The 26,212-nt window shown below is 48.2% G+C and carries 31 protein-coding genes and 2 pseudogenes; 7 read left to right on the top strand and 26 right to left on the bottom strand.

Going from position 1 to position 26,212, the window contains the following annotated elements; translation table 11 throughout:
• Positions 1–861: 861 nt before the first annotated feature.
• Entirely contained in the window at positions 862–1,065 is a 204-nt protein-coding gene (locus EQU24_RS08295; protein ID WP_017839928.1) for a hypothetical protein, read from the bottom strand.
• A gap of 155 nt (positions 1,066–1,220) precedes the next feature.
• Here EQU24_RS08295 and EQU24_RS08290 point away from each other — a divergent pair, with 155 nt between their 5' ends.
• The 4 genes from EQU24_RS08290 to EQU24_RS08275 all read left to right on the top strand — a co-directional run bounded on the left by EQU24_RS08290 (position 1,221) and on the right by EQU24_RS08275 (position 3,609).
• A complete protein-coding gene (locus EQU24_RS08290; RefSeq protein WP_017839929.1) occupies positions 1,221–2,285 on the top strand; it encodes a beta-ketoacyl-[acyl-carrier-protein] synthase family protein in 1,065 nt (354 codons plus the stop codon).
• Entirely contained in the window at positions 2,286–2,567 is a 282-nt protein-coding gene (locus EQU24_RS08285) for a hypothetical protein (protein ID WP_017839930.1), read from the top strand. It abuts the gene before it with no gap.
• 48 nt (positions 2,568–2,615) lie between these two features.
• A complete protein-coding gene (locus EQU24_RS22350) occupies positions 2,616–2,765 on the top strand; it encodes a hypothetical protein (RefSeq protein WP_175421671.1) in 150 nt (49 codons plus the stop codon).
• A gap of 259 nt (positions 2,766–3,024) precedes the next feature.
• A complete protein-coding gene (locus EQU24_RS08275; RefSeq protein WP_014147662.1) occupies positions 3,025–3,609 on the top strand; it encodes an esterase/lipase family protein in 585 nt (194 codons plus the stop codon).
• Positions 3,610–3,731: 122 nt separating this feature from the next.
• Here the strand turns inward: EQU24_RS08275 and EQU24_RS08270 are convergent, their stop codons facing one another.
• Genes EQU24_RS08270 through coxB form a run of 4 tightly spaced genes read right to left on the bottom strand, consistent with a single transcriptional unit; the run spans position 3,732 to position 8,122 of the window.
• Positions 3,732–4,574: a cytochrome c oxidase assembly protein gene (locus EQU24_RS08270; protein ID WP_017839932.1), complete on the bottom strand. Its 843-nt coding sequence runs from the start codon at positions 4,572–4,574 to the stop codon at positions 3,732–3,734.
• Complete coding sequence (locus EQU24_RS08265; protein WP_017839933.1) at positions 4,565–4,918, bottom strand: hypothetical protein; 354 nt, start codon at positions 4,916–4,918, stop codon at positions 4,565–4,567. Before EQU24_RS08265 ends, EQU24_RS08270 begins: the two co-directional genes overlap by 10 nt.
• Positions 4,918–7,434 carry a cytochrome c oxidase subunit I gene (gene ctaD / locus EQU24_RS08260; RefSeq protein WP_017839934.1) on the bottom strand — a complete coding sequence of 839 codons (2,517 nt, stop codon included), beginning with the start codon at positions 7,432–7,434 and terminating at the stop codon, positions 4,918–4,920. Before ctaD ends, EQU24_RS08265 begins: the two co-directional genes overlap by 1 nt.
• On the bottom strand, positions 7,421–8,122 hold the full coding sequence (coxB, locus tag EQU24_RS08255; protein WP_235726386.1) for a cytochrome c oxidase subunit II: 702 nt from the start codon (positions 8,120–8,122) through the stop codon (positions 7,421–7,423). The genes ctaD and coxB overlap by 14 nt, the downstream gene beginning before the upstream one ends.
• A gap of 39 nt (positions 8,123–8,161) precedes the next feature.
• Between coxB and EQU24_RS08250 the strand changes: the two genes are divergently transcribed.
• Positions 8,162–8,614: a DUF2231 domain-containing protein gene (locus tag EQU24_RS08250; protein WP_017839936.1), complete on the top strand. Its 453-nt coding sequence runs from the start codon at positions 8,162–8,164 to the stop codon at positions 8,612–8,614.
• A gap of 33 nt (positions 8,615–8,647) precedes the next feature.
• Here the strand turns inward: EQU24_RS08250 and EQU24_RS08245 are convergent, their stop codons facing one another.
• From EQU24_RS08245 to EQU24_RS08170, 16 genes are all read right to left on the bottom strand, one after another.
• Entirely contained in the window at positions 8,648–9,052 is a 405-nt protein-coding gene (locus EQU24_RS08245) for a CopD family protein (protein WP_017839937.1), read from the bottom strand.
• Positions 9,053–9,627: 575 nt separating this feature from the next.
• Positions 9,628–9,825 (bottom strand): hypothetical protein, encoded by a 198-nt coding sequence (locus EQU24_RS08240; RefSeq protein WP_017839938.1) that lies wholly within the window; start codon positions 9,823–9,825, stop codon positions 9,628–9,630.
• 328 nt (positions 9,826–10,153) lie between these two features.
• A complete protein-coding gene (locus tag EQU24_RS08235; protein ID WP_017839939.1) occupies positions 10,154–10,786 on the bottom strand; it encodes a hypothetical protein in 633 nt (210 codons plus the stop codon).
• Positions 10,787–11,477: 691 nt separating this feature from the next.
• Positions 11,478–11,876 (bottom strand): lysozyme inhibitor LprI family protein, encoded by a 399-nt coding sequence (locus tag EQU24_RS08230; protein WP_017839940.1) that lies wholly within the window; start codon positions 11,874–11,876, stop codon positions 11,478–11,480.
• Positions 11,877–12,150: 274 nt separating this feature from the next.
• Positions 12,151–14,544 carry an EcoAI/FtnUII family type I restriction enzme subunit R gene (gene hsdR, locus EQU24_RS08225; RefSeq protein WP_017839941.1) on the bottom strand — a complete coding sequence of 798 codons (2,394 nt, stop codon included), beginning with the start codon at positions 14,542–14,544 and terminating at the stop codon, positions 12,151–12,153.
• A 170-nt stretch (positions 14,545–14,714) separates the two neighbouring features.
• Positions 14,715–15,011: a type II toxin-antitoxin system RelE/ParE family toxin gene (locus tag EQU24_RS08220; RefSeq protein ID WP_017839942.1), complete on the bottom strand. Its 297-nt coding sequence runs from the start codon at positions 15,009–15,011 to the stop codon at positions 14,715–14,717.
• The gene (locus EQU24_RS23445) at positions 15,012–15,212 is read right to left on the bottom strand and encodes an addiction module protein (protein ID WP_017839943.1); all 201 of its coding nucleotides are present in this window, start codon (positions 15,210–15,212) and stop codon (positions 15,012–15,014) included.
• 296 nt (positions 15,213–15,508) lie between these two features.
• Positions 15,509–15,730, bottom strand: coding sequence for a type II toxin-antitoxin system HicB family antitoxin (locus EQU24_RS08210; RefSeq protein WP_209005077.1), 222 nt, complete (start codon positions 15,728–15,730; stop codon positions 15,509–15,511).
• 92 nt (positions 15,731–15,822) lie between these two features.
• A complete protein-coding gene (locus EQU24_RS23440) occupies positions 15,823–15,948 on the bottom strand; it encodes an AbrB/MazE/SpoVT family DNA-binding domain-containing protein (RefSeq protein WP_017839946.1) in 126 nt (41 codons plus the stop codon).
• On the bottom strand, positions 15,945–17,111 hold the full coding sequence (locus EQU24_RS08200; RefSeq protein ID WP_017839947.1) for a restriction endonuclease subunit S: 1,167 nt from the start codon (positions 17,109–17,111) through the stop codon (positions 15,945–15,947). Before EQU24_RS08200 ends, EQU24_RS23440 begins: the two co-directional genes overlap by 4 nt.
• The gene (locus EQU24_RS08195; protein WP_017839948.1) at positions 17,111–18,613 is read right to left on the bottom strand and encodes a class I SAM-dependent DNA methyltransferase; all 1,503 of its coding nucleotides are present in this window, start codon (positions 18,611–18,613) and stop codon (positions 17,111–17,113) included. Before EQU24_RS08195 ends, EQU24_RS08200 begins: the two co-directional genes overlap by 1 nt.
• 343 nt (positions 18,614–18,956) lie before the next feature.
• The gene (locus EQU24_RS08190; protein WP_017839949.1) at positions 18,957–19,490 is read right to left on the bottom strand and encodes a GNAT family N-acetyltransferase; all 534 of its coding nucleotides are present in this window, start codon (positions 19,488–19,490) and stop codon (positions 18,957–18,959) included.
• Positions 19,487–19,756 carry a type II toxin-antitoxin system TacA family antitoxin gene (locus EQU24_RS08185; protein ID WP_026130084.1) on the bottom strand — a complete coding sequence of 90 codons (270 nt, stop codon included), beginning with the start codon at positions 19,754–19,756 and terminating at the stop codon, positions 19,487–19,489. Before EQU24_RS08185 ends, EQU24_RS08190 begins: the two co-directional genes overlap by 4 nt.
• 191 nt (positions 19,757–19,947) lie before the next feature.
• A complete protein-coding gene (locus tag EQU24_RS23385; RefSeq protein ID WP_138767133.1) occupies positions 19,948–20,205 on the bottom strand; it encodes a type II toxin-antitoxin system HicA family toxin in 258 nt (85 codons plus the stop codon).
• Complete coding sequence (locus EQU24_RS08175) at positions 20,202–20,411, bottom strand: type II toxin-antitoxin system HicB family antitoxin (protein WP_017839951.1); 210 nt, start codon at positions 20,409–20,411, stop codon at positions 20,202–20,204. The genes EQU24_RS23385 and EQU24_RS08175 overlap by 4 nt, the downstream gene beginning before the upstream one ends.
• Before the next feature lie 82 nt (positions 20,412–20,493).
• Positions 20,494–21,075: a peroxiredoxin gene (locus EQU24_RS08170; protein WP_026130085.1), complete on the bottom strand. Its 582-nt coding sequence runs from the start codon at positions 21,073–21,075 to the stop codon at positions 20,494–20,496.
• Between the two features lie 40 nt (positions 21,076–21,115).
• On the opposite strand from EQU24_RS08170, the gene EQU24_RS22345 reads away from it, so the two are divergent.
• Entirely contained in the window at positions 21,116–21,274 is a 159-nt protein-coding gene (locus EQU24_RS22345) for a hypothetical protein (RefSeq protein ID WP_175421670.1), read from the top strand.
• Between the two features lie 113 nt (positions 21,275–21,387).
• Here the strand turns inward: EQU24_RS22345 and EQU24_RS08165 are convergent, their stop codons facing one another.
• The 3 genes from EQU24_RS08165 to EQU24_RS23265 all read right to left on the bottom strand — a co-directional run bounded on the left by EQU24_RS08165 (position 21,388) and on the right by EQU24_RS23265 (position 24,396).
• Positions 21,388–22,563 carry a transposase gene (locus tag EQU24_RS08165; protein ID WP_138767132.1) on the bottom strand — a complete coding sequence of 392 codons (1,176 nt, stop codon included), beginning with the start codon at positions 22,561–22,563 and terminating at the stop codon, positions 21,388–21,390.
• 557 nt (positions 22,564–23,120) lie between these two features.
• Positions 23,121–23,876 carry a reverse transcriptase domain-containing protein gene (locus EQU24_RS23270; protein WP_201764847.1) on the bottom strand — a complete coding sequence of 252 codons (756 nt, stop codon included), beginning with the start codon at positions 23,874–23,876 and terminating at the stop codon, positions 23,121–23,123.
• Positions 23,854–24,396, bottom strand: coding sequence for a reverse transcriptase family protein (locus EQU24_RS23265; protein ID WP_201764846.1), 543 nt, complete (start codon positions 24,394–24,396; stop codon positions 23,854–23,856). The genes EQU24_RS23270 and EQU24_RS23265 overlap by 23 nt, the downstream gene beginning before the upstream one ends.
• 649 nt (positions 24,397–25,045) lie before the next feature.
• On the opposite strand from EQU24_RS23265, the pseudogene EQU24_RS08155 reads away from it, so the two are divergent.
• Positions 25,046–25,504: pseudogene (locus EQU24_RS08155) on the top strand (IS5 family transposase); the annotation flags it as partial.
• A gap of 14 nt (positions 25,505–25,518) precedes the next feature.
• Here the strand turns inward: EQU24_RS08155 and EQU24_RS08150 are convergent.
• Together EQU24_RS08150 and EQU24_RS22930 are read right to left on the bottom strand one after the other, a co-directional pair.
• Positions 25,519–25,728, bottom strand: coding sequence for a hypothetical protein (locus tag EQU24_RS08150; protein WP_014148599.1), 210 nt, complete (start codon positions 25,726–25,728; stop codon positions 25,519–25,521).
• Positions 25,725–26,147: pseudogene (locus tag EQU24_RS22930) on the bottom strand (putative toxin-antitoxin system toxin component, PIN family). The gene EQU24_RS08150 and the pseudogene EQU24_RS22930 overlap by 4 nt, the downstream one beginning before the upstream one ends.
• Between the last annotated feature and the right edge of the window lie 65 nt (positions 26,148–26,212).

Genomic DNA, 26,212 nt, shown 5'->3' with positions numbered 1-26,212 from the left:
TCCCTAGCAGGACGGGGTTTGCAACCCCGTCCTAAACGTTTTGACTTTGGCCGAAGTTAGCCGAAATGTTTAGGGCAAACCGAAACGTTGGGGACGGGTTAAATAACCCGTCCCGCAGAAGTGGCTACGACTGGCCACTGCTCGGACAATTGGCTTCAGCAAGCTGAAGCATCTTGCTAATCAGGTTAAGTTAAACCTAAATGTCGGCATCCAATCCATATGAATGCCTTCAAACCAAAGTCATCGTTAGCTCTAAGTTCCTGTAGTCCATTCTAGAATAATGTTTTCTGTTAACTTAAAGACAGTGAGATAGGATTTAATCAATGGAAAGATTGAAACGATTTCCTTGCTTTGTCAATAACTTTCTAATCGAAGAATGGGCGGGATTTAGAATACTCATTCAATGGGTAGCGCGTGGAATCCGCTCATGCTTCGACAGGCCCAGCACGAACGGATTTCAGGAGGTTAACTGATTTTTTTAGGTTCATATCAACAGAGCGCCAAATGGAATAGTAATCGTACTCCCTTTTGATTGAAAAATCGTCCAAGCGTCCAGACCCCAGCAATTCCCAGTTTGAGCAGTTTCGCCGATTTTAGGGTGTGGGGTATGTCTGTCGAGGAACGTCGTAAACCCATCCATCGGGGCTTGGCGGCAGCTCGAACGCCAAGGATGGCGTGAATGCCGATTTTGCATGGAGCAAAAACCTGCGAACGCCAAGGATGGCGTGAATGCAGATTTTGCAGGAGCAAAAATCTGCCCTGCTGCCGACACCCTCGCCAAGCATACCCCACACCCTTTTTGATCTCCAAATTGGGAATTGCTGACCAGGCCCGCCGTGCTTGCAATACTAATTTTTGTCATTACAATCGAACCCCAGTCTGTTTAGCTATCTGGTAGATCGGTAAATCGACTGACGTACCGGCTCTGTGCAAAGCGATATCGATTTTTTGATAGCCGATTTTTTCGTGGAGCTCGCGTAAAAATTGTAATTTGTCCGTTATCAGTTCCTCGGCATTTTGTGTTAGTGTTTCGATATATACCCATCGTAGATCAAAATTCGGCACCGGGGTGTCCGCCAAAGGATGCCGTGAATACGTCCATGTAGGCTCTATGCCAGCTCCATGCTGGCAAAGCCTTTGTCAGACACCCCGGCGCCTCGGACACTGCCGGAATTTGAAGTACGAAAGATATAGCCAATAAACATTGTAAGGAATTAAATTTGAACCCCATCCGTTATATCAATAATATATTCACCCTGGAAACAGGCATTTTTAATTCAAACAACGACCTGCTTGGTTATTACGAAGAAGCTGTAGACAAGCTGGACATGGATGTAGAGGAAAAGGAAAAACTGCACAAGGCGGTTAAATATTTTCTCGTTGGGCAACGCACCCGCCGCGTTGTAGATGGTTGGCTGGACTTTAAAAACTTTGACGAAAAAGCCGCCGGTTTCGAACGGGGAATCGATGAGTCTATTGCCGGTCTTTCCTTACAGCTTTCTGAAGCGTTTGCCGATAAAAATATTTCGTTTGATGCTGTGTTCACCATCAGCGCTACCGGTACTATTATGCCAGGGATCAGTTATCGTTTAGCTCGTCATTTGCCGGATTTGATTCGCCCCAACAGTTTGATTATAGACTTAGGCCATGTCGGCTGTACCGGTGGAGTAAAAGCCTTGAATCTGGCTAAATCTTTAAGTTCAGACTTTAAAAATATTTTAGTGGTCAGCATCGAAGTGCCTTGTACGTTGGCTAATTTACAATCCAAAAAGGTAGATGTTTGGCAGGGTAATTGCACTTTTGGCGACGGCGCGGCTGCGTTGTGGATTTCCTCTGATGCAGAACAAGGCGACATGGCGCTGGAGCTGGAGCAGATTCACTACACCCAAAAAGCCCAACAAGGACTGGATTTAATCCATTGGGGTTATGACGGTTATTACAGCTTTGAACTGGCTGATGAAACGACTTTTAACCGAGATGTGCAAGCGTTTGTTCTGGAAGTGTTAAAAGAAACCGAACAGACCTGGCGCAGCAATAACCAATGGGCGATTCATCCAGCCGGTATTCTGCTGTTGTTAAAACTCAGCAAAAAACTGGGCTTGCCGCGTGGTACTATTGCCCCTTCTGTCGCACATTATGAAAAGTTTTCCAATATGAGCAGCGCCAGCATTATGTATATTCTCAAAGAGATTGCCAAAGCAGAAAGTCAGAATCAGGCTATCAATCTGCTGACAATGGGCGCGGGTTTTAACGTAATTTATGGTTGTGTAAGAAAGGTACGCTAAATGAATAAAACAGAGATTTTACAATTTATGCAAGATTATATTGTCAACAATACTACACATAAAGATATTGCCGACATTGCTGACTATCGTATGTCAGAGCTGTTGACCAGCAGTCTTGATATTGTTTATTTTGCGGTAGACCTGGAAGAGGTTTTAGGGTTTGAGGAAGACACGCTCAATATTGAAGAATGGGTGGATAAATTTGAAAAAATCACTTTTGACAAGTTAGCTGAGCAGCTTGAACAAATGGTTGTTGATATTAAAGGTGCAAATCAGGCTTAAAACATTTTTTGATAGCGGATTATGAACAGTTCGGATATTTTAAACTTCATGCAAAGTTATATTGCCAGAAATACACCGTATAAAGAAATTGCAGAAATTAGCGCTTATCAAATAAAAGAATTGCTGATCAACAGTCTTGACACAGTTGATTTTGCAATGGATTTGCATCGCTTTTTCTTGGCGGGGCGAGTTATTTAATCCGCCCCGAACGTTTTGGTTTGGCTTGGCCACGTTCGAAACGTTCAGGACGGGGTTACAAACCCCGCCCTGTTCAGCAGAACAAAAACAGACTTAATTAATATACCTTTCGCACTTCAAATTTCGGCAGTCCATAAGGAGGCGCCGGGGTGCTCGGCAAAGGCTTTGCCTTCATGGGATCTATTCACGGCGTCCTTTGACGGACACCCTGGTGCCGAATTTTGATCTGCGATGGGCATATAAAGGGAGACAATTAAAAATGAAGGTCATACTAGTTCACGGTATATTTGATACCGGCCGTGTTTTTAAACATATGACCTCTAAGCTTGAAGCAAGCGGGCATGAATGCCACGCACCTAATTTAAAACCGTCCAACGCCGAATTAGGCATCACTGATTTATCGATAAAGCTAAAAAATTATATCGATCAACAAATTAGCGTAGACCAACCTATTGCTATTATCGGTTTTAGCATGGGGTGTATGGTTTCTCGTTATTATCTGCAAATCCTCGAAGGACACGAGAGAACCAAGGCTTTTTTTGCTATATCCGGCCCACATTACGGAACGATGACAGCTTATTTTTACCCAAGCAAAGGGGCAAAAGATATGAGGCCAAATAGCCGCTTTCTCGCTGATTTAGCAATTACTGAAAATAGACTCGAAAATATTCAGCTCTATTCGTATAGAACACCTTTCGATGCCATGATTGTTCCGTCAAAAAGCTCTGATTGGAAAATTGCTAACAACAAACGGGCTAATGCGATTGTGCATAGCCTCATGGTTAGGGACAGGTCGGTGATTTCGGACATTGTTAAAAATCTTCGGCGGCTAGAAGCACGTTAGCCAAGCAGGGCGAATTAGTGTTCATGCATACCTTTCGGACTTCAAATTTCGGCAGTGTCTGAGGAGGCACTAGGGTGTGCTGCCCCTCACCTAACGCTAGGCGAGAGGGGCCAGCATAAAGCCTACAGAGACGTATTCACGGCGTCCTTCGACGGACACCCTGGTACCGAATTTTGATCTACGATGGGTATACACTTCGTAAATAAGCGCAGACTGCACCAGCCGCCAGCAAGAAGATAAAATAGGCCTCCCGGCACCCACATGATCAAACCGGCCAATTGTTGGTCTTGAATATTGAGCAAATCGTTGTAGAACGGAGTTTGCGCGAAGGTCAGCAAGGCTCCGAGCATGCCGGTGCTCATTAGCGTTAACAATAAAGCCGGCAGCACGGTTAAGGTGCGCCTTAGCAAAATCGACCACCAAAATAAGCCGGAGGCGAATGCGAAACTCAAGTGCTCGGCAAGATGCCACCAGGGACTCGCCAGCGCCAGATTATAAAAAACCGGCGTATGCCAGAACCAGATTACGAGACTTTGCAGGATACCGGTCCGCAACGGGTGACGACTCAGCCTTAAAAAAGGTTTCCACAGCCGGATGCCGATTCTTCCACTTACGGCAAGCCATTGCGGCAAAGGCCGAGCCAATACATAAAGCGGGGCGATAACGACCAGTATCAGCATGTGTTGAACCATGTGCAGGGTCGAGCTTTCATCAAGCCAACCGCCCGTACTGCCGAACATCGTCATGACAGCGAGGAGACTGGCTCCATGAAACATCAACCGGCGGTTATTTGTAGGCCGGATGCGACCGGCACCGACGACATAGATCAACCAAAGAGCGGCCGGCAACAGTCCGCCGAGCATGGCAGAAAAAAAGTCTTCATCTGCGTTATCGTCCCAGCCATGAGCATTTGCAGGATTAACTAGCGAAGCCGAGACCGCGAACAATGCAAGCCTTACAAACATGGCGGTAATAGCAGCGAGATGAGCCCCTGGCTGAGCGTCGTGACGGCGCCCAACAGATTGATGCCGGCGCCCAATCCGGCGATAAACGTATTGATTTCGGAATCGGCTTCATTGCTGCCGATTCTCGCCGCCCGCCAACAATTATTTGCCCAAAACAACAGCAGAGCGGTTACGGCTACGGAACCGCTCAACAGCGTCGCATTGATCCAAGTGAAAGCCCCTTGTTCGACAGGAGGCGGCAGTTGTTCGCAGAATAATACCAAGGCCCCGTACTTCACGATAAACCAGACTATCCAGACAATTAGCCCCAAAGTCAGTTGCATTGGATGATACGTTGAAATCATCAGGCGCTTCTCCAAGCAATAGGCAGCATGATGACGGCGAGAAAGCTTAGCCAGAATACGGCGTTCGTATAAATCCACCAGGGTTTCACGACTGCAATTTCATAGGGCGCAGTCTTGCCGACATAGCCATAAGCTACGCGCTTGGCCTGCAGCGCCGTCATGATCACGGCGAGTCCGCTGTGAAACAATTGATACATCAGTATCACCGCGATCACGGCATCATGGGCTGTTTGTGTTGCAACCAGAGACGAAGCCGACCAGGCCCAGATGAATACACAACAATGAGCCAAACCGATCACCGCTATGCCCCATAATTGACCCTGCAGATGATCATCCCTACCCGCGCGCAAGCGGCGCACGATAAAATGATGCCAAAATGTTGCGACCGTAAGCAATACACCACTGATCAGCAACGGCAGCCAAGCCAACGGCGCCGTATCGGGCGCTTGCCAGTTCGGTGCCACGACCCGCAAGTAGAGCCAGCCGAAAAGTATGGCCAAAAACAGCGCGCCGTCGGCCAAGAGCGTTACGACCATGCCCCACAAACCGGGGCCGTTGAAAGTGCGCGAATGCAGTGGCGGATAGCCGGGTTTCACAGCAGAATCCGCTTCAAGATATACGCAGTTTTTCCAAGACCAGCTTAGCAGCAACAACAGGCTGGCTACTACCGCGATCAGGGCCATGCTATAGGTGCGGGTCAAAAGACTGATACATAGAACAGATAACGCCAAAGCCGAGTAAAAAGGCAGCCAGGAATTACCGGGCAGATGAATGATTTCGCGGATAGCGCCGGACACCGGGTCCGAACCCCAGGTCTCTCGCCTGCCATGATCGATCTCCGATAACCCGTGATGTCCTTCGGCTATCGTTGTTTGCAGATCCGGTTGATCCCACATCGGATGCCGCATTGGACAGTCCGGCAAGCTGATGAAATTATAAGGTTGGGGCGGCGTATCGGTCGCCCATTCGAGCGTATCGGCCCCCCAAGGATTAGATCCGGCAGGGCGTCCGAAGCGAAAATGCAATACGATATCGAGCAGAACCATCGCGATACCCATAGCCATGATAAAACCGCCCACCGACGACACGCTGTTAGGCAGTTCCCAGCCCATTCCGGCTTGATAAGTGTAAACGCGCCGCGGCATACCGAGAAACCCGGTCAGATGCATCACCAAAAATGTCGTGTTAAAACCGACAAACGTCAGCCAGAAGCCCCAGCGCGCGAGTTTATCCGACGGCATTCGCCCCGAGAAATGCGGCAACCAGTAATAAAGCCCCGCCAGCAAAGGAAAGAGCATGCCGCCGACCATCACATAATGCAAATGCGCGACGACGAAATGCGTGTCGTGCACCTGCCAGTTAAACGGCACCAAGGCCAACATGACGCCGGTCAAGCCGCCTATCATGAAAATAAATAAAAAGCCGACCAGCCATAACATCGGCACATGGTAAACGGGCCGCCCCGTCCACAATGTCGCCAGCCAGGCGAACAATTGAATACCGGTAGGAATCGCCACCAGCATGCTAGCCATCGAGAAAAACGCCTGGGCCAACTGCGGAATCCCGACCGTAAACATGTGATGCACCCACAAACCGAAACTGATGAACCCTGTCGAGATAATGGCCAGCACGATCCATCGATAGCCGACGATGGGTTGGCGCGAGAATACCGGCAACAGGGTCGAAACGATACCCGCGGCCGGTAAGAAGATAATATAGACTTCGGGATGGCCGAATAGCCAAAACAGATGTTGCCAGAGAATCGGGTCGCCGCCCCGTGCGACATCGAAGAACGGCATGCCGACAGCGCGTTCCAGCTCCAACAGGATGCTGCCTAGTATCAGCGGCGGAAAACCGAATACGATCATCAGCGCCATGACCAGAATGTACCAGCAAAAGAGCGGCATATGCAGCAATGCCATGCCGGAAGTGCGTGTGCGCAAAATCGACACGGTTAGTTCGATGCCGGCCGATACCGCCGAGATTTCGATAAACGTGACGCCGAGCAGCCAGAAATCGACGTTCGGCCCCGGCGAGTAAACGTTGTTGGTCAAAGGCGTGTACATAAACCAACCGCCCGCCGGCGCGATGCCCAACACTAAACTCGACATCAAAATCAGACTACCAAATAGATAACACCAGTAACCGAAAGCGCTAAGACGCGGAAACACCAAATCGCGCGCGCCGATCATTTTCGGGATCAGATACATCGCCAAACCTTCGAGCACGGGCACCGCGAACAGAAACATCATGACCGTTCCATGCATCGTAAACAGCTGATCATAGAGTTTCGGTTCGATGATGTCCTGTTCGGGCAATGCCAGTTGCGTGCGCATCAGCATCGCGAGCAATCCGCCGATCAGAAAGAAGATGCCGCCCGTGACCATGAAGCGAATGCCGACCGTCGTATGGTTGACGATGGTCAATGCATGCCAGCCGCGCGGATTGCCCCAGACCTTGAGAAATTCATCGTGCAGAGCGTCCCTAGTCTTTCGGGTTTCATTATTCGTATTCATATGCCTCCAGCCACGCTTCATAATCTTCAGGCGTATGAACCTGAACCTCCAGCAGCATGTGGGCGTGGCCCACTCCGCAAAATTCCGCGCACTTCCCTAATAATTGCCCCGGCGCATCGGCTTCGATCCGCAAGACATTGGTGCGCCCCGGAATCATATCGATCTTACCGGCCAACCTCGGCACCCAGAACGAATGAATGACATCGGAACTGGTCACATGGATATCGACCGGCGTCCCTGCCGGCAGATGCAGTTCGTTTATCAGCACGATATCGGTATCGGGATAGCGGACCTCCCACCACCATTGGTGCCCGATGACATCGATATGCGGCACCGACTGTCCGGCAACGGGCAAAGGCAACATGCGATAGCCCATCGGAATGCTGAAGCTTAGCAGCGCGACGATGCCGGCGATAGGCAGCACCAGTCCGCCGCCGATGATCCAACTCTGATTGATCCTATCGGCTTGCGCTTCGGTGAGCGGTCGCGGTTTACGCCGCATCGCATAAATCCATAAAGTCATGACGACCAGCAATACCGTAACCGAAAAACCGAACATCCCCCACCACAGCCTGCTTACGGCAAGCGCCGAGGGTCCTGCGGGATTTAAAATGGATTGAGGACCGCTGCAGCCGCTCAGAAAACTAAGAGTGATAATTAGCGAGGGTAAGGTTAAACTTGGAATCATCGTTGATAATTCCGACTTCAACCGAGAAAGGAGAGCGTAATGGCGAAAGAACCCATCATCAGCCGTATGTCCATCGGCGGACATCCGATCCACCCGATGCTGATCCATTTCCCGGTAGCCTTTTTGCTCGGCTTGGTAGGAGCCGATTTGGCCTATCTCTATACGACGGACCCATTCTGGATTCGAGTCGGTTTGTGGCTGTCGGGTCTTGGCAGCTTCGGCGGCTGGTTTGCCGGGCTGGCGGGCTTCATCGATCTGGTATTCGTTCCGCGCATCCGAAATTTGCTTATCGCTTGGATCCATGCACTGCTGGCGGTCATGACGCTGGCGCTGGCTTCGTTCAATTGGGCGTTGCGCTTTTATGACGAAAGCGGCTTCGATTTTTGGTATTTGTATATTTCGCTGCTGACGGCGGCGCTGATTGCCGTCACCAGCATGTTGGGCGGGCAACTGGTTTATGGACATGGCGTCGGAGTTCATTCCGAACCTTGATATAGTCACCTTGAGATGTCTCACAGTTAACTCCTAAAAAGGCTTGGTCAACACAACCCAAACGATTGCCGGAATGGATATCGCTGCCGTAATTCCGATTGCTACGCACGGCAGGGTGAAATTTTTATCGGGCGCTTGCTCGGTACGAATTAGAATCCAGCCGGTAAGAGCATGACACATTACGAGTATCACGACCAGGATTAGCTTCAAAATAAGCCATCGGTCGATAATGCCGCCGGTTAGGAACAAGCCAGTACCCGATGCGATCGCGACCAGCGCGGCCGGCGTCGCGAGACTGCTGAAGACTTTGAGCGTCAAGGCTTGGTGGCTTTCCTCTTCACTATCAGAATAAACACCCGTCATCAACGCGGGCAGATAGAGCAATGATCCGCACCAACAGATCACAGCCGCTATGTGTAACAGTAAAAGCCAAAGCATATTGTTCCCCTTCGAGGTTTCAAGTTTTTCCTATACCTTTCGCACTTCAAATTTCGGCGATGCTTAAGGAGGCGCCGGGGTGCTAGGTCGATTTTTGCTCCTGCAAAATCGACATTCACGCCATCCATGGCGCTCGCTAAGGCTTTGCCAGCATGGATGCTGGCATAGAGCCTACATGGACGTATTCACGGCGTCCTTTGACGGGCACCCCGGTGCCGAATTTTGATCTACGATGGGTATAACACCTTCATTAAGGTTAGTTAATTTTCGAGTATCAAGGGAGTCAATTCAAAGTCCTTCCTGATTAGCAAGTTTTTTCAGCTAAAACCCAAAAACCAGCATGTCCCTGGCAGGACGGGGTTTGCAACCCCGTCCTAAACGTTTTGACGTTGGCCGAAGTCAGCCGAATTGTTTAGGGCAAACCGAAACGTTGGGGACGGGTTAAATAACCCGTCCCGCAGAAGGGCACGACTTTGGTACGCGCAGCGTACCTACCCTACAATTTATGTATAACGATGAGCGTTGGAGCATGGCAGCGATAAGTGGATGTGAATAATTACTCAAGAGTTATGCAATTAGTTTCGCGTATAGCGATGTTTCACACCTGCGGGAAAATAGTCGGGATCGGCAAAGGCATGTAAAGTCAGTTTGGGCAGCTGTCTTTCGGCCGGCGTGTAATGAGCGAATTCGCTGTTCAGGCGTAATAACTCCCGACGAATCGATTCCGCGATCGCCGGCGCCATGGCTTCGGTCGCATTGATGTCGGGTAACAATTCCCTGGCAGGACGGGGTTTGCAACCCCGTCCTAAACGTTTTGACGTTGGCCGAAGTCAGCCGAATTGTTTAGGGCAAACCGAAACGTTGGGGATTTTTGAATAAAACCCGACCTCCGCTGATCGAACGAAACCCGGTTGTTTTCTGGAAAGGCGTAGCGCTGATGCTCAGTCTTATCATCGTTGCATTGCTGATCCATTCAACCAACGGAGGTAGGCTAACCTATGGACTATGCAAAGTTTGAGTGGCGATAGCCATTAGCTCCAACCGCCGGATGCGGAAAACTGCATGTCCGGTGGTGTGGGTGGGATGACGGGCGCAATCCCGTCACGCCGACCCGGCCTTAGCTGATACCCGGCGCCGTAGCTTTGCTGCAAAACCCAGTAGACCTAACCCCAAAAGCTCAAGCGCACCAGGAGCCGGAACCGATCCGGTCTGCCGATCATTAATGGTATAGGTCAGCGAAGTCAGGCCATTGTTCCACCCGTCTGGACCGAAACGGACCTGAAAGCCTGTCGAAGAAGTGACATTCGCTGTAACGCTGAACGGAGAAGTAGCAAGTATTTCTGCAGTACCCGTTAGAACTGCATTATCTAGATCATTAAGATCGAAAATGGACCAAGGCACTGATGGATTTCTGTTTAGATAGTTTCCAAGATCAAAGGAAATCAGGGTTAGTAAGGCGCCGCCGAGTGGTTCTAAATTGAAAAAGCATTCGGCTGTCGCATTAGTTCCGCAGTAAAACGCATCCTCTCCACTATAGCCGCCGCTCCACTTACGCATGTCGCCACTAACACTCCAGGTGAAATTTATGTCAGCTGTGTCGCCGAAATCATCCGTAACAGTTCCCCCTGTGAAATCGCTGGGATTAAGCGTGATGGGTGCCGCATAGCTTGCGACCGAAAAACCGAGACCGCCGACTAAAATAGCAGACGTAAGCAGGGCCTTGTTGAATAGCATTGAAGCCTCCTAATGACAAGAATACGAAAAAATAAAAAAGATATCTCTGCACTCAGGTTAGTTGCGAACATGATCGATATCTTTCAAAAAGGGTTGAACAATTATTAGCCTCACGGTCCTAACTTTGGTCGGCACTGGATTTCTAAAATTAATTGCTTTAACCCCTACGAAAATTTAAAGCAAAAATCGTACCTTTCTTTATTGCATTGATTTTTATAGATTATTTTTATGCTGCGACAAATATTGGCTAACTATTGTAAAATTTATCGACAAATACTAAAAACGGGATTGCAATAAGGACAAAAAATGGCGGTAAAAGAAAAAAGTAAATATTCAGACCCCTTTTTGAAAAAGAGGGGTTAGGAGAGATTTTTTAAATAAATCCCCCTTTTTCAAGGGGGATGCAAAGTTCCAGCTTGTTTTTAACGTAGGGGTCTGAATAATTACAAAGAAAATGCGGTCAGATTTTGTACTAAACGCTATCTCCAAAGTCGCGTCTAGCTTGGGCTAACAGCCATTCGACAGACTAACACTTACGATAAAAACTTAATAAAAATAATGTAAAATTTTTTGACACCAACCCGTAACCCGTAAGGCGGACTCGCTTTAGCAATCCGCCATTAGAGGCTTGCTGATTCATGGCGTTTTGCTGGCGCGAAAACGCCCTACGGTACTACGGTGCTGAGTGGCATCACCTCATAGACCTAATATTTTCCAGTTCTTTGGCTCGTTGAGCCGTTTCAGTCATGAAACAATCGTTGGCCTGAACACGGGCTATTGATCCACCATCAGGATCATCATAAAAATGGCAATTCGCCTCGCGGTATTTCAACCAAGCCCGTTGCGCGTCTCGCAACGCGGTTTTGCGCTCTGCCGAAAGCGTTCCCATCAATTCATTGTAGACACGATTAAGCCGCGTATCTTGCCGCTGATCTTCCTCAGTGATACAGTCAATCATGTTCATCGTCACGCCACCCGATTGATCCATGCAAATAGAAAACTCGGGGTTAAGTTCAGTATCGGCGCTAATGGCTGATTGGCTTAAAGCCAGTAATATAAAAGTCCAAGCTAGGTCAGTTCGATTGCTCATGGGTGTATCCGTAGACTGTCTGAATTTACATTTTTACACAACCCGAGAAAATCTAACACCCCAGATATTCGCATACCGCCGCAAACCTCTATTCCACGTCAAGCATTCCCATACTTAGCTATCACCACACCACCCCGACCAATAAAATCCAGACAACTGCTAAGATTTTCATCATCCAAGCCGTCGCGACATAAGTTGGCTAATCGCCCGTAACTTCAGTATCAACGTAGAATCAACAAGTCTCTGATGGCGGATGGCTAAAGCGAATCTGCCTTCAGTATAAATCCTGCTGAAACCCCACAAACACTTCCCGAATGTGCCTCACCTCGCCCAGTTCGTTAACGGCATCATGGAGGCTGTGGTATTTCAGCTCGATCAACTGCGGCAGTTTTTCCAGATCCAATTCACCGACACCGCGTTCAACATAGTGGCCGAGCACAAACTGTAGAAACTCCCGTTGCGGATAATCCGGGTAATGGTTAAAAATAGTCGCGCGATGCGATTCGACACGCTCGGCGCGGCTGAGCGGCGGCTGATTAAACGCAATATAGGCGAGCACATCATAGAGATCGCTTTTCTCGGCATGGATCATGTTGCCGATTTCCCGCAACTGCTCCATGCCGTAGCCACGTTCTTGCAGCCCTTCAAGCAGTTTCTTGCGGGTTTGTGGCTGGCCCCAAAGTCTGCGCAGTTCATCTTCGTTTTTGAATAATTCCGGCAATTGGCCAAACAGACGCTCGACAAATTGCGCGGCTGACAGGGGTTTTCCATCCGGCCCCCAGAAGCTGGTGGAACTCATGTATTGAATCAATCGTTCTTTGCCATCGGCCAGCTTGATCTTCACTTTAACCGTCTTCTTACAAATACAAGGAAATTCACCGCAATAAGGACAAAATTCCGGCTCCGGCCGATCGCACTCACACGGGGTCCGTCCGCATATTTTGCAGCGCTCGGGCGGTGTTACCGCGCAGGTACAGGGAATATTGCCGCAGCGTTTGCAGACTTCCGGTTCCAACGGCTCGCCGTCCCATTCCGGGTCGTTGAAGTGCTCATAGGCCTTTACAAAATCATAAATGGTGAAATAGTCCTTGCCGTCAAACAGGCGCGTGCCGCGACCGATAATCTGCTTGAACTCGATCATCGAGTTTATCGGGCGTAACAACACTATATTGCGGATATTACGCGCATCCACTCCGGTCGAGAGCTTCTGCGATGTCGTCAGAATGGTGGGGACGGTTTTTTCATTATCCTGAAACAGGCGCAGAAAACGCTCGCCCTCGGCGCCGTCATTGGCGGTTACCCGCACGCAGTAATTCGGATCACTACTGGTTTTATACTGGTTAATCAAATCCCGCACGGCCAGGGCATGTTCCTGAGTGGCGCAGAACACCAGCGTCTTCTGGTTCGGGTCAATCATGTCCATAAACAGTTTCACCCGGTAGGCTTCGCGCTCTTTAATCTCGATTACCCGATTAAAGTCATCTTCGGTATAACGCCGGCCTTCTTCTATTTCGCCTTCAATGAGCGTGTCATCGGGCGTGTACACATAATCGTCCAGCGTGGTGGCAATCTGCTGTACCCGAAACGGGGTAAGGAAACCGTCGTTAATGCCCTGTTTCAATGAATAGACATACACCGGCTCGCCAAAATAGGCATAGGTATCGGCATTGTGTTTGCGTTTGGGCGTGGCGGTTAAACCCAACTGCACGGCGGGCGAGAAATACTCCAGAATGCCGCGCCAGTTGCTCTCGTCATTGGCACCGCCACGGTGACATTCATCGATAATAATCAAATCAAAGAAGTCCGGCGGATACTCGCCAAAACTGGGCAGCGAATTGCCTTGGCTATCCTGGCCCGACATAAAGGTCTGGAAAATGGTAAAAAAGAGGCTACCGTTTTTCGGCACCTGGCCTTTCTTGCGGATGGTTTCCGGATCAATGCGGACCAGCGCATCTTCCGGAAAGGCGGAAAAGCTGTTGTAGGCCTGATCGGCCAGAATATTGCGATCCGCTAGAAACAGAATGCGCGGCCGTCGATTGGGTTCCCTGCTTAAATTCCAGCGGCTGTGAAACAGTTTCCAGGCCAGTTGAAAGGCAATCGCGGTTTTACCGGTGCCGGTAGCCAGCGTCAGTAATATGCGTTGCTCGCCCTCGGCGATGGCTTCCAGAGCGTTATTGATCGCATTGTGCTGGTAATAACGCGGCTGCCAGAAACCGCCCTTATCTTCAAATGGCACTTCGCCGAAACGTTCACGCCAGGGATTCGGTTTGGCGAAGGTCAGCGCCCATAACTCTTCGGGCGTGGGGTAGCGATCGACATAAGCCTCCTTGCCGGTGTGCATGTCAATCTGATAAATACCGACGCCATTGGTGGAATAGGTAAAGCGGGTTTGCAGGCGCTCAGCATAGCGCTTAGCCTGTGCCACGCCTTCGGTATCTGGCAGGCTTTGCTTTTTCGCCTCGATAACGCCCAGCTTCTGGCCTTTATAAAACAGCACATAATCGGTAATATCCTGCTTGCCGCGTTTGCCCGCACCCTGCAAGCGCCCCAAGGTAATCACCTCACGCCGCACCCGGCTGCCGTCCACCACGCCCCAGCCGGCGGCTTTTAACGCGGGGTCGATCAGTTCGGAGCGCGTCTCTGCTTCATTAAGGCCAACTTCGATCATGAGGTGTTTTCCTATCGCAATCAAAACTCAGTCAAGACCGTATCCTATACGATATCAAATGACGAAGTTCCGCTTTCTCGTCATGAGAAGGACAGACCGCCCAACGCTTGCCATAAACGGCGCGAGGAACGAGCGACCTGCAAGCGGACGGTGTGTATTTAATGGCTTGTTTATGTGCGGCTGGACCAAGATGTAGGATCTTTACGCACATGAAAAACCGCCGTGATAATTATTCTTTTACCTTGAACGAAGTAGAAAGCACGATAAGGGAACCTGCGTATTGGAATCCGTCTTAATTCTTTGTGAACTTTACGGTAAATAAGTGGGTTTCTTTGAACCTTATCTAAAGCCTCTTCAACACATAGGAGAAAATCGTAGCCAAGACCCTCTCTCTTCTCTTCATAGAAACGGAAATGCTCGCCAATATCAAATTCGGCTTCTTTCCGAAGTGTAAGCGCGTAATTCATTTACTTTGAAAGTATTCGCGCTTTAACACTTGACCACGGAGAACCTATATCTTGGTCGATTTCGAACGATTTCAATCGCCGGTCTAGCTCCTCCTTCTGGGACTCAGTGAGTTCAATTATCGCATCTTCCGCGATTACGCTGTCCCACAAAGCTTCGGCTAGAATAATTCGCTCAGATATTGTAAGTGACTGTATTTCCAAAGTATTTACCTCAGACAGAAAATATATTGCATGATTTTATCACAAGTCAGCGCTGAGACTGCTAGGCAATAAGGACATAACGTTGGGGTTAACCGGCACCGGACTCACCCCGCTTTGGCGTATCCGGCACGAGGGTGATCGGGATCGGGACTTTTAATCAAACCGGCATCAAGTGCTTTTTTGATGACAAGCGAAGTTTGAGAAGCCTCTACTAGCAGTATCATTTGCGGCAGTTGTTGCAACAGCTGAGGAACGCAGCAATGAGCCGATCAGGTGCAGCGACTTGATCGGCATTTCTATGTAATCTCATAAATAACGGGACGATACATTGGAGGAGGAATGTGCTTTCCGTTTGCTTTTGCAGCGGCTAACCAACTCTCTTTGGCTACCAACACTTCTGCCAAGGCTTGAGCCGGTGTTTCAGCAAAAGCTGAGCACGCCTTAAGATCCGGAATATCAGCGATATATCCCTCGTCATCTTCACTATAAAAGATATTGATATGATAGTCTTTCATCATTCTTCTCCAATTTGGAGGTTATGTGCTTCAATCAATTGCAGCATCTGCTTCCGAAATTGGAGGCGCTTCTGCTTTTTCATCATTTTCCCTAACTATTCTTTGATTCGCCCCTGATATGACATGACCTGGACTTTTTGCCCTGGAACAATTCCCATAGATTCGCAAATTTCTTTAGGAATGACAATCGGATACTTCGGAGACACAGCGACAACAATCATGCCACCGCCTCATCGATGAGTTTGTCAGGTTTTGCGGTGAGTTCGCCGGAGAAGGCTTTTTGGAGTAGGGATTGTTTGAGTTCTTTTAGGGAGTTGAGTTTTTGTTGGTAGATGGCTGCAAGCTGTTGTGTTCCCTCACCCATGGAGTCTAACCGACTAACGATATCACTCTGCTCTTCCTCACTTGGCATGAGAAGGGGACATTTCAAAATATCATTCTTCCTTAAATTAGTCTGATTTTCTCCGTTATCAAAACTCAATAAATATGGATGTCGATTCAAATGGTAATAGAGATATTTGGTAACGAAATTTGATGAACGTATGCAGCATATCCGCTGGTTCAAAGTATATTTTTTATCCACATCGACTAGGAAGCATTTCGCCAAAGCTTTCCCTTTTGGAACATCACTCATCACCATTGCAATATCCTTAGTTAGCAAAGCAAACAATTGATTATCTGTCATTTTGAAAACGGCACCATCCGAAGATATAAACTTAGAATTAACTACCACGAATTTTCCACTTTCATTAATACACTTTTCGTGCGCCTTACCATTGTAAAACTCACATGAGTCACCAAGGGTAGTTTCTTCCCAATCTTCACCACGTTCCGAGAAAACCGAATTCAAATAACTCTCAAACAACTCGCGGGCATTGGCGAGGTTTTTTTCGGTGTTGGCTATCGCGGTGTCGATGCCGGCAAAGGCTTCATCGAGAATGGCGACGATGCATTTTTGTTCATCAATTGGTGGGATGGGAATATCAAATTTAAGCACTTCATTGACATTAGCCCTTGGCATCCTCGCGCCAGTACAAGTACGGTTAATTTCTTTTACAACCTGTTCACTTGTTATCCAGTAAAAAAGAAATGACTTATCAAGCTCAGATTTTGGTAGAAGTGGAAAAATCTCTGACGAGCAATGCCCTTCAAAATCCGGTAACAGCACTTTATTAAGGTAAGGTCGCAAACGCCCATAAAGTAGATGCTCAGGTGTAAAATGAAAAGTTGAGCTTCCTACTTTCTTTGGCTCTCGACTTCCTACAAATTTACCTGTGCCGCTTACTATGTCTTCCATACCAACATACGGTAACTCACCATCTTTGTACTTTGTCTTTTCAATAACACAGACATCGCCAAGGCTAACTGTCTTCCACCCATGCATCAAAGCATCCCCCGAATCCCTTCCAGTATCTCCACGCTCTCCGCATCCAGGGTTTCGATCTCGTTGATAATCACTTCCGGATCGCGCAGCGGATCTTCTTCCACTTTATTGGGATTCTTCACCGACAGGTCAAAGCTGGTCGGGTCGATGTCCTTAATACTCACGCTCCAGGACTTATCCGAATCGGCAAAAGTTTTTTGCAGTTGCACAAATTCTTTCAGGTCGTTGTCGTTGAGCGGATTAGTCTTGCCCAGACTGCGGCCGGGGTCGAGGTGGTAATACCAGATATTGCGGGTCGGTGCGCCCTTCTCGAAAAACAGCACCACGGTTTTGACCCCCGCGCCTAAGAAGGTGCCGCCGGGGCAGTCGAGAATGCTGTGCAGGTTGCAGTTTTCCAGCAATTCCTGACGCAGCGCTTTGGAGGCGTTGTCGGAATTGGAGAGGAAGGTGTTTTTAATCACCACCGCCGCACGGCCACCGGCTTTGAGGTTCTTGATGAAGTGCTGCAAGAACAGAAAAGCGGTTTCGCCGGTTTTGATCGGGAAGTTCTGCTGTACTTCTTTGCGCTCCTTGCCGCCAAAGGGCGGATTGGCCAGAATCACATCGTAGCGGTCTTTTTCCTGAATATCGCTGATATTCTCGGCCAGGGTGTTGGTGTGAATAATATTCGGCGCTTCGATGCCATGCAGAATCATGTTCATAATGGCAATCACATAGGCCAGGCTTTTCTTTTCCTTGCCGTAGAAGGTAGTGGTTTGCAGCGTGTTGAGCTGGCCGGTGCTGAGGCTGGCACCCTTGCCGCCTTCATTACTCTCACCGCTGCCCTCAGCCTCAAATCCGCCATAACGCAGGTAGTCGTAGGCTTCGCAGAGAAAGCCCGCCGAACCGCAGGCGCCATCGTAAATGCGTTCGCCGATTTTGGGGTTAATCACCTGAATCATGGCGCGAATCAGTGGCCGTGGCGTGTAATACTCGCCGCCATTGCGCCCGGCATTGCCCATGTTCTTGATTTTGGCTTCGTAGATATGCGACAGCTCGTGTTTTTCTTTCTGTGAGCGAAAGCGAAGCGCGTCGATATATTCCAGCGCATCGCGCAGCGAGTAGCCGCTGGTGAAGCGGTTTTTGATCTCGGCGAAGATTTCACCGATCTTGTATTCGATGGTAGCCGGGCCGCTGGCGCGTTGCTTGAAGCCTTGCAGATAGGGGAACAGGTCGCGATTGACGAAATCGATCAGGTCATCGCCGGTCAGGGCGTTATTGTGGTCGAAATTGCCTTTGCCGTCCTTGGGTGCCGCCCAGCTCGACCAGCGGTGCGGCGCATCGATGATGAATTCGTAGCTTTTGCCCTGTAGCTCGGCCTGCATGGCCTTGTCCTGCTCCAGATCATCCAGGTATTTGAGAAACAGCATCCACGAGGTCTGCTCGGTGTAATCCAGCTCAGTGGTACAACCGGCCTCTTTCCAGAGTACATCGTCGATATTTTTGAAGGTTTGTTCGAACATTCGGATCCCTGTTGTTATTTTGGTTTGTCTTGCCGGGTTGTGAGGCTGTAGAGCTAACGCCGCATTAAGGGGCAGACAACGCATACCACCTTCTGCGGGACGGGTTATTTAACCCGTCCCCAACGTTTCGGTTTGCCCTAAACATTTCGGCTAGCTTCGGCCAAAGTCGAAACGTTTAGGACGGGGCTGCAAACCCCGTCCTGCTAGGAGTACGTCGTCGATATTTTTGAAGGTTTGTTCGAACATTGGGTCCCTGTTTTTAGTTTGGTTTGTCTTGCCGGGTTGTGAGGCTGTAGTGCCATGCGTTGGCTATCCCTCTTAAATTCTTTGTTTTGTTCGTAACCTATTGGCTGAAAAGCTGTTCTACCGTTTTCATCGGTAAGAACATACGGATGCGTCCATTGTGTTCACACAAGACCTCGAAGCCGAACTTCGCATAAAAGGCTTGTGCTGAATCGGTCAAGCAGTCGACAACAATTGCATAAGCTCTCATATAATGGTTCACATCCCACAAGTATTTCAACGCGCGAATAAGGCAAACTTTACCAAGTCCCGCACCATGAAACTCTTTATGCACCGCTAATTGTGCAAGCAAGAAAACAGGTACCGGATATTTAGGAAGTTTTTTAGCAAGTTGTGCCGGCAGCGTCTCACGACTAATTGAACTTGGAGCAACGCTATAAAATGCGCAAATGGCAAACTGTTGGTTTAATAATGGGTGGGCACTTGGCAAAACCATTGTGCGGCTGATCCCCGCTTCCATATGCCTTGCTGCTTGAGTTTTGATAAACGTGTTTAGCTCTTGCACGCCACAATCAAACGAGTTGCGATCATGTTTTGATTTACTGAGTTCTACGAACTCTTTGCCCCAACTCACTCAATGCCGCTCTCTTCTGCAAATTTAGCAGCATCCAGTAGAGCTCGGTTGGGCGCTTTTGCTTTATCACACGCTGCAATAAATTCATCAAACACACTGTCTTTGACTGCAATACTTTCATGTTTTTCAATAACATGAGTTGCGTCTTCGTTTATTAGCCTAACAACGTACTCTGTTAGGCTTTTTAACCCAAGCAAAGCTGAAGCTTTTTCCGCTTTAGCCTTGATTTCTTCGTCAAGTCGAATATCTAAACGAGCTGTAGCCATAATACCTCCCATGTACGGAACAATTCCGTAATTATTGGCAATTGTAGACCCTATTTTAGATACATTCAATCTGTACGGATAGCTGACGGAATACGATAGAATTTAACAGGTCAGATAAGGAGCGCCTAAGGCTGCTTGATCTGATTGATGGCGTTGCGTTTGGTACTGTATGTCGTTTTGACATGCACAAGCTACTTATCTGACCCGATGGCTCCGCGAAGCGGAGCATTAGCGGAGTCCGCTGGAGCGCTAGGGTAGGCGTAGACAGTTTCATATCCCCAATTTTGCCCCTTGATAAGCCGACAAAGACTCTCTTTTATTTCGGAATGTCTTGGAACCGGAGTTTGTTTAACATTTGCAGGATTTGCATAAATATCGTGCTTATTACCATGACGTTTAAGGTAACAGCCCGCTTCAACCAACTCTCTAATAAAGTTTCCTCGCTTCACGCTACTTCGACCAAGACTTCTTTTATTTGTGATACTGGGTGGTTAGTTTGCACCTCTTCTTCCATTAACAGTTTATAAGCATCTTCAATATTTTCTTCCAGCTCCTCTAGTGTCTCACCTTGGCTAAATACACCAGGGATTTCCTTAAGTTTGCCAACATACCATCCATCATCTAACCAATATTCGAGAGTAAATGCACGTTTCATATTTATATCCCATTAAAAATTGACCTCAATTCTGTTGTTCAACACAAAATTCTTAGCTCCCGCTCTCCGGTTGAGCGCTGGGTTAAGCTTGATTCTCGGAGAGCCAAACCATCACCTCAATAACATTTTTATCTGGTGGAAAGACAGGATAAAAACATTTTTTAATCATTCCACTTTGGGTAATGAGAGTCAATCTTTTGAGCAATTTTAACCCTTCGACTTCAAGCAGAGGCAATTTCAAACTTGAGGAAAAATAATGATCGGCATCGCTCAAAAGCGGATAAGGCAGCTCTAAACGACTAGCAGCTTCTTTTTGTATCTCTGATGATTGAGCACTTATGCCGTAAATACCTACGTCATTACGGTTGAATTCAGTATGGTTTTCACGAAATGAACAGACTTGTGGCGTACACCCAGCGGCACCGGGAATTTGAACCCAGCCTTCTGGGATGGCAAATCCTGGGCGACCTGTCATTGGATAGCAGAAAATTACATTCCAACCAGACAAGCGGGATAGATTGATTTCTTGATCATCAATTGACCATAGAGACACATCGGGCAGCAGCATGTTTTCCAGATGTTCACACGCCCCATCATTCAAAGGAATTGGCAAATCCCCTGGAATAGAACGAAGTACATCGGGTGGAAGTTGAATATTTGGCACAGTAATTTTCCAAGAAGCCTAACGAATAAGGTTAGATTTTGTGAGCAACGCGAACCAAAATCTAACCTTATTCGTTATGATCGTCTTTTCCAACACCACACCGGTCATTACATTGAGCAGCATCCAGTCCTTGAAAATTTTGCCGAAATCATTCGGTGAAATTCATTTGGTTCTTGAAGTCATTACCTGTAAACATTGACCGGCGATACCAAAGACGGCGTAATGGACATTCCTCGTAAACCCATAGCGCAAGTGTGCAAAGAAACCGGAATCGAGTTTAGTAGTCACGACCCTGATTGACTGACAAAACTCTTAACTCCTTAATGGCATAGCAAAAAGGAAAATACGGCAGGGTAAATCATCCATCCAGCGGGATCGATCGGGTTGCCGTTTACTCGCCCGAGCGGGCTCGGGGTCGTGCAAAGCGTGCAGAACTAGACTGTCAATGATGGCATCACCGCGAGCGCAAGCTCGCCGGATCCAATCCCAGCCGATACGGGCATAGCTATAACCGCGAAACCAATGCGGATCGACACACCGCCGCTTGCCTGAGGCAACGACCGCACCCCCTTGGCAAACCAACACCAAGGTGGCGACAGCCATGATGAAACAGAGCCTTTGAAGTACCTCGGTTTCGCGCAATTGCGAAGACTCCCACTGAAAACCGTTGGATTTGTGATCCAAAAAGCCCTCTTCGATGTTGAAGCGCCGCCCATATTCATAGAGCGTATCGCCATTTGTGGGCTGGTCGCTGACGATGATCCATGGTTCTTTCGCCCCTTTTTCCCAGCCGACCACCAAGTGCGCCGGGATATGCGCACCGGTCACCCCGACATGGTGGTAATAACAAACTTCCCCGGCTAGCAATCGTAAGGTCAACTTGCGGTAGCCACTGCCCGTTTTTTGGTAAAACCCGACGGAACGCTTGCAGCGAATACGCGCGTGCCAGCCGGCCGTCTTACGAATCCAATTCAGCAATTCGCCATGTAAAAAGCCACGATCCGCCAGCAAGATGATCTCTCGTTCCGGAAACAGTCGCGCCGCAAACCCCAATACGCCTCGGTAGTCTTTGAACGCCACGCTCGCACTGGGATGTTTCATCACTTTCCAAACTAATGGAATCGACCTCCCACGATAAACTAGCGCCAACTGGATCACGCAGAACGTGTCCCAGAGCATCGAAGTATCTAAGGCGACCAGCAACGGCTCTTCCGCCACGTCTTTCAGAGCCTCCCGCAATAACGCCGCATACAAACGCAACACATCGATACGCCCATTCGTCAGCCAACGCTTGAAACGTCTCTCGACGCTTTGCGCCATTTCCGCATGGCTAACGACATAAGGCGACCACTTACTTAGACTGATCCAACCACTGGACAATAAGCCCAACACCATCCAAGCCACGGTATACAGGTGCCGTCTATCGCGCCATGGCGCATGGTGCAATAATTTCAAGATGCTATCGTATAAAGGTGTGCTCTGTTTCATGTTTCGCTTCCTTGCTAGAACCGGTCAAATATCGATATTATCTCCTAATTTTTTCGAATTTTGAGTTTTGTCAGTCAATCAGAGTCACGACCTGAAACGCACTTTCTTGACAATCGGCGAGGCGACCATGATACCCTTTTCGTTGTTCAAGGCATTAGCGAATTATAAACCGACAATGACATAACCGGCGGCTCTATCAATCCTGAAGCCAAGACCATGAAGACGGCAATCTTTAAGATTGCTGATTAAATACAAGGTCACACCTCACCCATTACGCAAAACGTCGCTCCATTGAAAACCGGAACCCGTTAAGGATCATCACGATGGTAAGTATTCAGACCCCGTTGGCAAATTACCGCAATATTGCCCTCCCCCTTTGAAAAAGGGGGATTGAGGGGGATTTATTTAAAAAATCTCCCCTAGCCCCTCTTTTTCAAAGAGATCAAGGTAGAACAGCCAGTTACCCAACTGCCCCCTCACAGATCCCGGCGTGCGGAATTACCGCACCGGGCTCTTCTGAACTGCTCACTTCGCACATATTCGCCGCACAAGTATTCTTAGAAATCATGGCATATCCTCGGTTTGATTAATTCAAAGTCTTTAAGTAATGCTTTGAACCCAACTACATTATAGCTTTTGCGTTGGCTACGCCTGTTCAGCCATTTATAGAAGAGTTGCCCTACTCGATATGCAAAACTGCTTAAGCTTTTGCTGTTCCCTCGAATACCGTAGAAATTATAGTAACCCCGTAGTTTCCTATTTAGCTTGGCAAATAGGATTTTCTTCGGTAATCCACTGTATTTTCGGAACCATTCTTTGAGCTTAGCTAATGATGCCTGAAGCTTTTCTCGAGAGGTACGACGTTTTAAGGTGGGTTTTCCCCACCGATTAACACCCCAACGGAATTCAAACCCCAGAAAATCAAACTTGGTCTTGGCTCGCGCTTTACAGTGACTGAACTCAATAATCCGAGTCTTGTCCTCTGCAACTTGCAATCCATAACGACCTAATCGTTTGCTCAACGCTTCGTAGAAACGTTTGGCATCTCTTGCATTTTGAAAGGCACAGACGAAATCATCCGCATAGCGACAGTAATAGACCTGTCCTGTGCAATGTTTCCGTACCTTTTCCTCAAACCATACATCCAATACATGATGGAGATAGATATTAGCCAGAATCGCCGAAACAACCCCTCCCTGGGGCGTTCCCGTGATCGGGTGGATGACTTGTCCATCGGTTTCCAATATCCCAGCTTTTAGCCATTTACGGATAAGATTCAGGAAGGGTTTGTCATCTATTCGCGTTGCCAGCATTTCCAGTAGCAGTTCGTGATCGATAGTACTGAAGAAGCTTTTTTATGTCAGCTTCAACGACATGATGATACCAACCTGTCCGTAGCGCACTGCTTAACTCTTTTATGGCATTGTGTACACTTCTTCGCGGTCTGTATCCGAAACTGCAGTTTAGAAAGTCTTGCTCGTAGATGGCTTCCAGTATCTTAGCGACTCCAAGCTGGAGTAGCTTATCCGCTATTGCGGGTATTCCCAGTGGCCGTAACTTACCTCCTGTTTTGGGAATGTATTTTCTAAGAACCAACTTTGCCCGATAGGTCTTTGCTTTGACTTGTTGTACCAATTGGTCAATATTCACGAGCAGATTTTCCTCGTAGGCTTGCGCGTCGATTCGATCCACTCCCGCACTTGCTTTCCTGTTGATAAAATCCCAACACCAGAACAAGTAACCAACGCTTAACATCCCAAATAAATTCCGGAATCGGTAAGTGTTATCCTGTGCTGCTTTGTTTGCTATCCCCTGCAGGGAGGTTTGCTTCATTGTTCCAGTCCTTCATGTCCGGTTGAAGTTGGCCTTTGCAGGCTACGCAGTTCAGTCCACCCCTTTCCCCTGTACGTGGCTCTCCCACGCGCCGAGTACTATGAGTGAATCTGACTCCCATACGGTCTTCAGCCATCCTTCTTTCGGTTGGGTAGGCTTACCTGTCGCTAAGATTTAGGTTTCGGTTACCTCTGGATCTGGGTTTCCCCGGATGTGGCTAAACTCCGCATACCTTGTCGTTCGCTCAGGAACTTTATGGGTCTCACAAGTTCTTTGTCATTTCTCTCTGTACATGTCACGCTTTACAATACCGGCAAACCCTCCGGAATCTTACCAAAACGATTCCTTTGTATTGGCTTCCGTTGACCCCACAACGTCGCCATTTGCTTCTCTATTCTTACGATACTAAAACAGCTTCAGGGATGCGCGTATCCCCTGTAACCTACACAGTTCTCTGTGTACGCTTCGCCTGACCTTTGTTCGCCTTTGCCACAGTCGTAACCGCTAGCAACGCTCCGCCGGAGACGCAACACTCGATAATGGTGGTTGGTTAAACCTTATGAAATCTATCCTTAGATTTCCCATACAAGGACTTTCACCTTGTCAGAAATGACAAGCTTCGCTTGTCGCACGGGGACTGAATATTTACCATCAGCATAGTAGCGGTCCGGCCTATGGGCAAGAATCGGCGATTGGTAAATCTGTTGCGGGTAATACGACCAAAATTCATATGGCTGTTGATGCCTGTGGTCTTCCCATCCGCTTTACAGTAACAGGTGGCCAAGTTCATGATTGTAAAGAAGCGCCAACCTTAGTCGCTGAACTGCCTAAAGCTGACTATATCGTTGCTGACAAAGGCTATGACAGTGAACCACTACATGTTCAGATTCAAGGCCAAGGAGCTGTTCCTGTCATTCCAAGAAAAAAGAATTCAAACGTAGGGAATGATGATATGGATTGGTGTCTCTACAAATATCGTCACCTCGTTGAAAATGTGTTTGCAAGACTGAAACATTTCAGAGCTATTGCTACACGATATGACAAGCTAAAACGAAATTTTGAAGCTTCTGTGGCCTTAGCTTGCGCTTTTTTATGGTTACCTATGTGAAACGGCAACAGCCCCTAGTCTTTCTTAAGTAATTCTAAGCCTCGCGCCAAGTTTCCACGGCCTCTTTCCGCTCTAATTAAAAAACGAGTTTCAGCATCCAACTCGGCGAGCATCAAAGTGGCCATTTCGTCGATCAGACGGTTGACGCTGATGCCACGCTGATGAGCCACCTCTTTAAGGCGACGGTACTTGTCGTCGGGTAGTCTTACGGTCAGTGCTGTCATGTTGCTATTTCCTTCAAAAATGCTTCAGGTGTCAGTACAGTCAAATGCGGAAAATTCAATTCCATTCCGGATAGATCACGAAGATTACGAGTTACTATAAATTGCGCATTACCGGCAACCGCAAGCTCGACCAAATGGTTATCACCCTCGTCAGGTAGGTTCGGCTTCCAGCCATAATAGATTCGTGCCCACTGACAAACCGAGAGGAAAATATCTAGAAGCTCATTACGTTCTTAAGCACTCAGACGACTACGTTGAAATAAAGTTGTCCGGGCCATTACATCTTCGTACTCGTTAAACAATGCCGTGCCCATTAAAGGAATGGCCTGACCTCGTAAACAAGCAGCAATCACCGCGTTAGCAGAGCCTTGGCTTAAACAGGCCGCCAAAAAAATATTGGTATCTACGGCAATTTTCATAAGTATGCGGTAGCATAGCTGCAACCACTAAACTTAGCAATGACATGATCCAATGCCGGAGGACA

This window comes from Methylotuvimicrobium buryatense, from assembly GCF_005931095.1.
GTDB lineage: Bacteria > Pseudomonadota > Gammaproteobacteria > Methylococcales > Methylomonadaceae > Methylotuvimicrobium > Methylotuvimicrobium buryatense.
This window is presented reverse-complemented; position numbering and strand designations above follow the sequence as displayed.

What these genes read in the sequence shown, in the direction of transcription:
- EQU24_RS08285 (WP_017839930.1), top strand. Translation starts at nt 2,286, where the DNA reads ATGAATAAAACAGAGATTTTACAATTTATGCAAGATTATATTGTCAAC.
- EQU24_RS22350 (WP_175421671.1), top strand. Translation starts at nt 2,616, where the DNA reads ATGCAAAGTTATATTGCCAGAAATACACCGTATAAAGAAATTGCAGAA.
- EQU24_RS08275 (WP_014147662.1), top strand. Translation starts at nt 3,025, where the DNA reads ATGAAGGTCATACTAGTTCACGGTATATTTGATACCGGCCGTGTTTTT.
- EQU24_RS08270 (WP_017839932.1), bottom strand. Translation starts at nt 4,574, where the DNA reads ATGTTTGTAAGGCTTGCATTGTTCGCGGTCTCGGCTTCGCTAGTTAAT.
- EQU24_RS08265 (WP_017839933.1), bottom strand. Translation starts at nt 4,918, where the DNA reads ATGATTTCAACGTATCATCCAATGCAACTGACTTTGGGGCTAATTGTC.
- ctaD (WP_017839934.1), bottom strand. Translation starts at nt 7,434, where the DNA reads ATGAATACGAATAATGAAACCCGAAAGACTAGGGACGCTCTGCACGAT.
- coxB (WP_235726386.1), bottom strand. Translation starts at nt 8,122, where the DNA reads ATGATTCCAAGTTTAACCTTACCCTCGCTAATTATCACTCTTAGTTTT.
- EQU24_RS08250 (WP_017839936.1), top strand. Translation starts at nt 8,162, where the DNA reads ATGGCGAAAGAACCCATCATCAGCCGTATGTCCATCGGCGGACATCCG.
- EQU24_RS08245 (WP_017839937.1), bottom strand. Translation starts at nt 9,052, where the DNA reads ATGCTTTGGCTTTTACTGTTACACATAGCGGCTGTGATCTGTTGGTGC.
- EQU24_RS08235 (WP_017839939.1), bottom strand. Translation starts at nt 10,786, where the DNA reads ATGCTATTCAACAAGGCCCTGCTTACGTCTGCTATTTTAGTCGGCGGT.
- EQU24_RS08230 (WP_017839940.1), bottom strand. Translation starts at nt 11,876, where the DNA reads ATGAGCAATCGAACTGACCTAGCTTGGACTTTTATATTACTGGCTTTA.
- hsdR (WP_017839941.1), bottom strand. Translation starts at nt 14,544, where the DNA reads ATGATCGAAGTTGGCCTTAATGAAGCAGAGACGCGCTCCGAACTGATC.
- EQU24_RS08220 (WP_017839942.1), bottom strand. Translation starts at nt 15,011, where the DNA reads ATGAATTACGCGCTTACACTTCGGAAAGAAGCCGAATTTGATATTGGC.
- EQU24_RS08210 (WP_209005077.1), bottom strand. Translation starts at nt 15,730, where the DNA reads ATGATGAAAGACTATCATATCAATATCTTTTATAGTGAAGATGACGAG.
- EQU24_RS23440 (WP_017839946.1), bottom strand. Translation starts at nt 15,948, where the DNA reads ATGATTGTTGTCGCTGTGTCTCCGAAGTATCCGATTGTCATTCCTAAA.
- EQU24_RS08200 (WP_017839947.1), bottom strand. Translation starts at nt 17,111, where the DNA reads ATGCATGGGTGGAAGACAGTTAGCCTTGGCGATGTCTGTGTTATTGAA.
- EQU24_RS08195 (WP_017839948.1), bottom strand. Translation starts at nt 18,613, where the DNA reads ATGTTCGAACAAACCTTCAAAAATATCGACGATGTACTCTGGAAAGAG.
- EQU24_RS08185 (WP_026130084.1), bottom strand. Translation starts at nt 19,756, where the DNA reads ATGGCTACAGCTCGTTTAGATATTCGACTTGACGAAGAAATCAAGGCT.
- EQU24_RS08175 (WP_017839951.1), bottom strand. Translation starts at nt 20,411, where the DNA reads ATGAAACGTGCATTTACTCTCGAATATTGGTTAGATGATGGATGGTAT.
- EQU24_RS08165 (WP_138767132.1), bottom strand. Translation starts at nt 22,563, where the DNA reads ATGAAACAGAGCACACCTTTATACGATAGCATCTTGAAATTATTGCAC.
- EQU24_RS23270 (WP_201764847.1), bottom strand. Translation starts at nt 23,876, where the DNA reads ATGCTGGCAACGCGAATAGATGACAAACCCTTCCTGAATCTTATCCGT.
- EQU24_RS23265 (WP_201764846.1), bottom strand. Translation starts at nt 24,396, where the DNA reads ATGAAGCAAACCTCCCTGCAGGGGATAGCAAACAAAGCAGCACAGGAT.
- EQU24_RS08150 (WP_014148599.1), bottom strand. Translation starts at nt 25,728, where the DNA reads ATGACAGCACTGACCGTAAGACTACCCGACGACAAGTACCGTCGCCTT.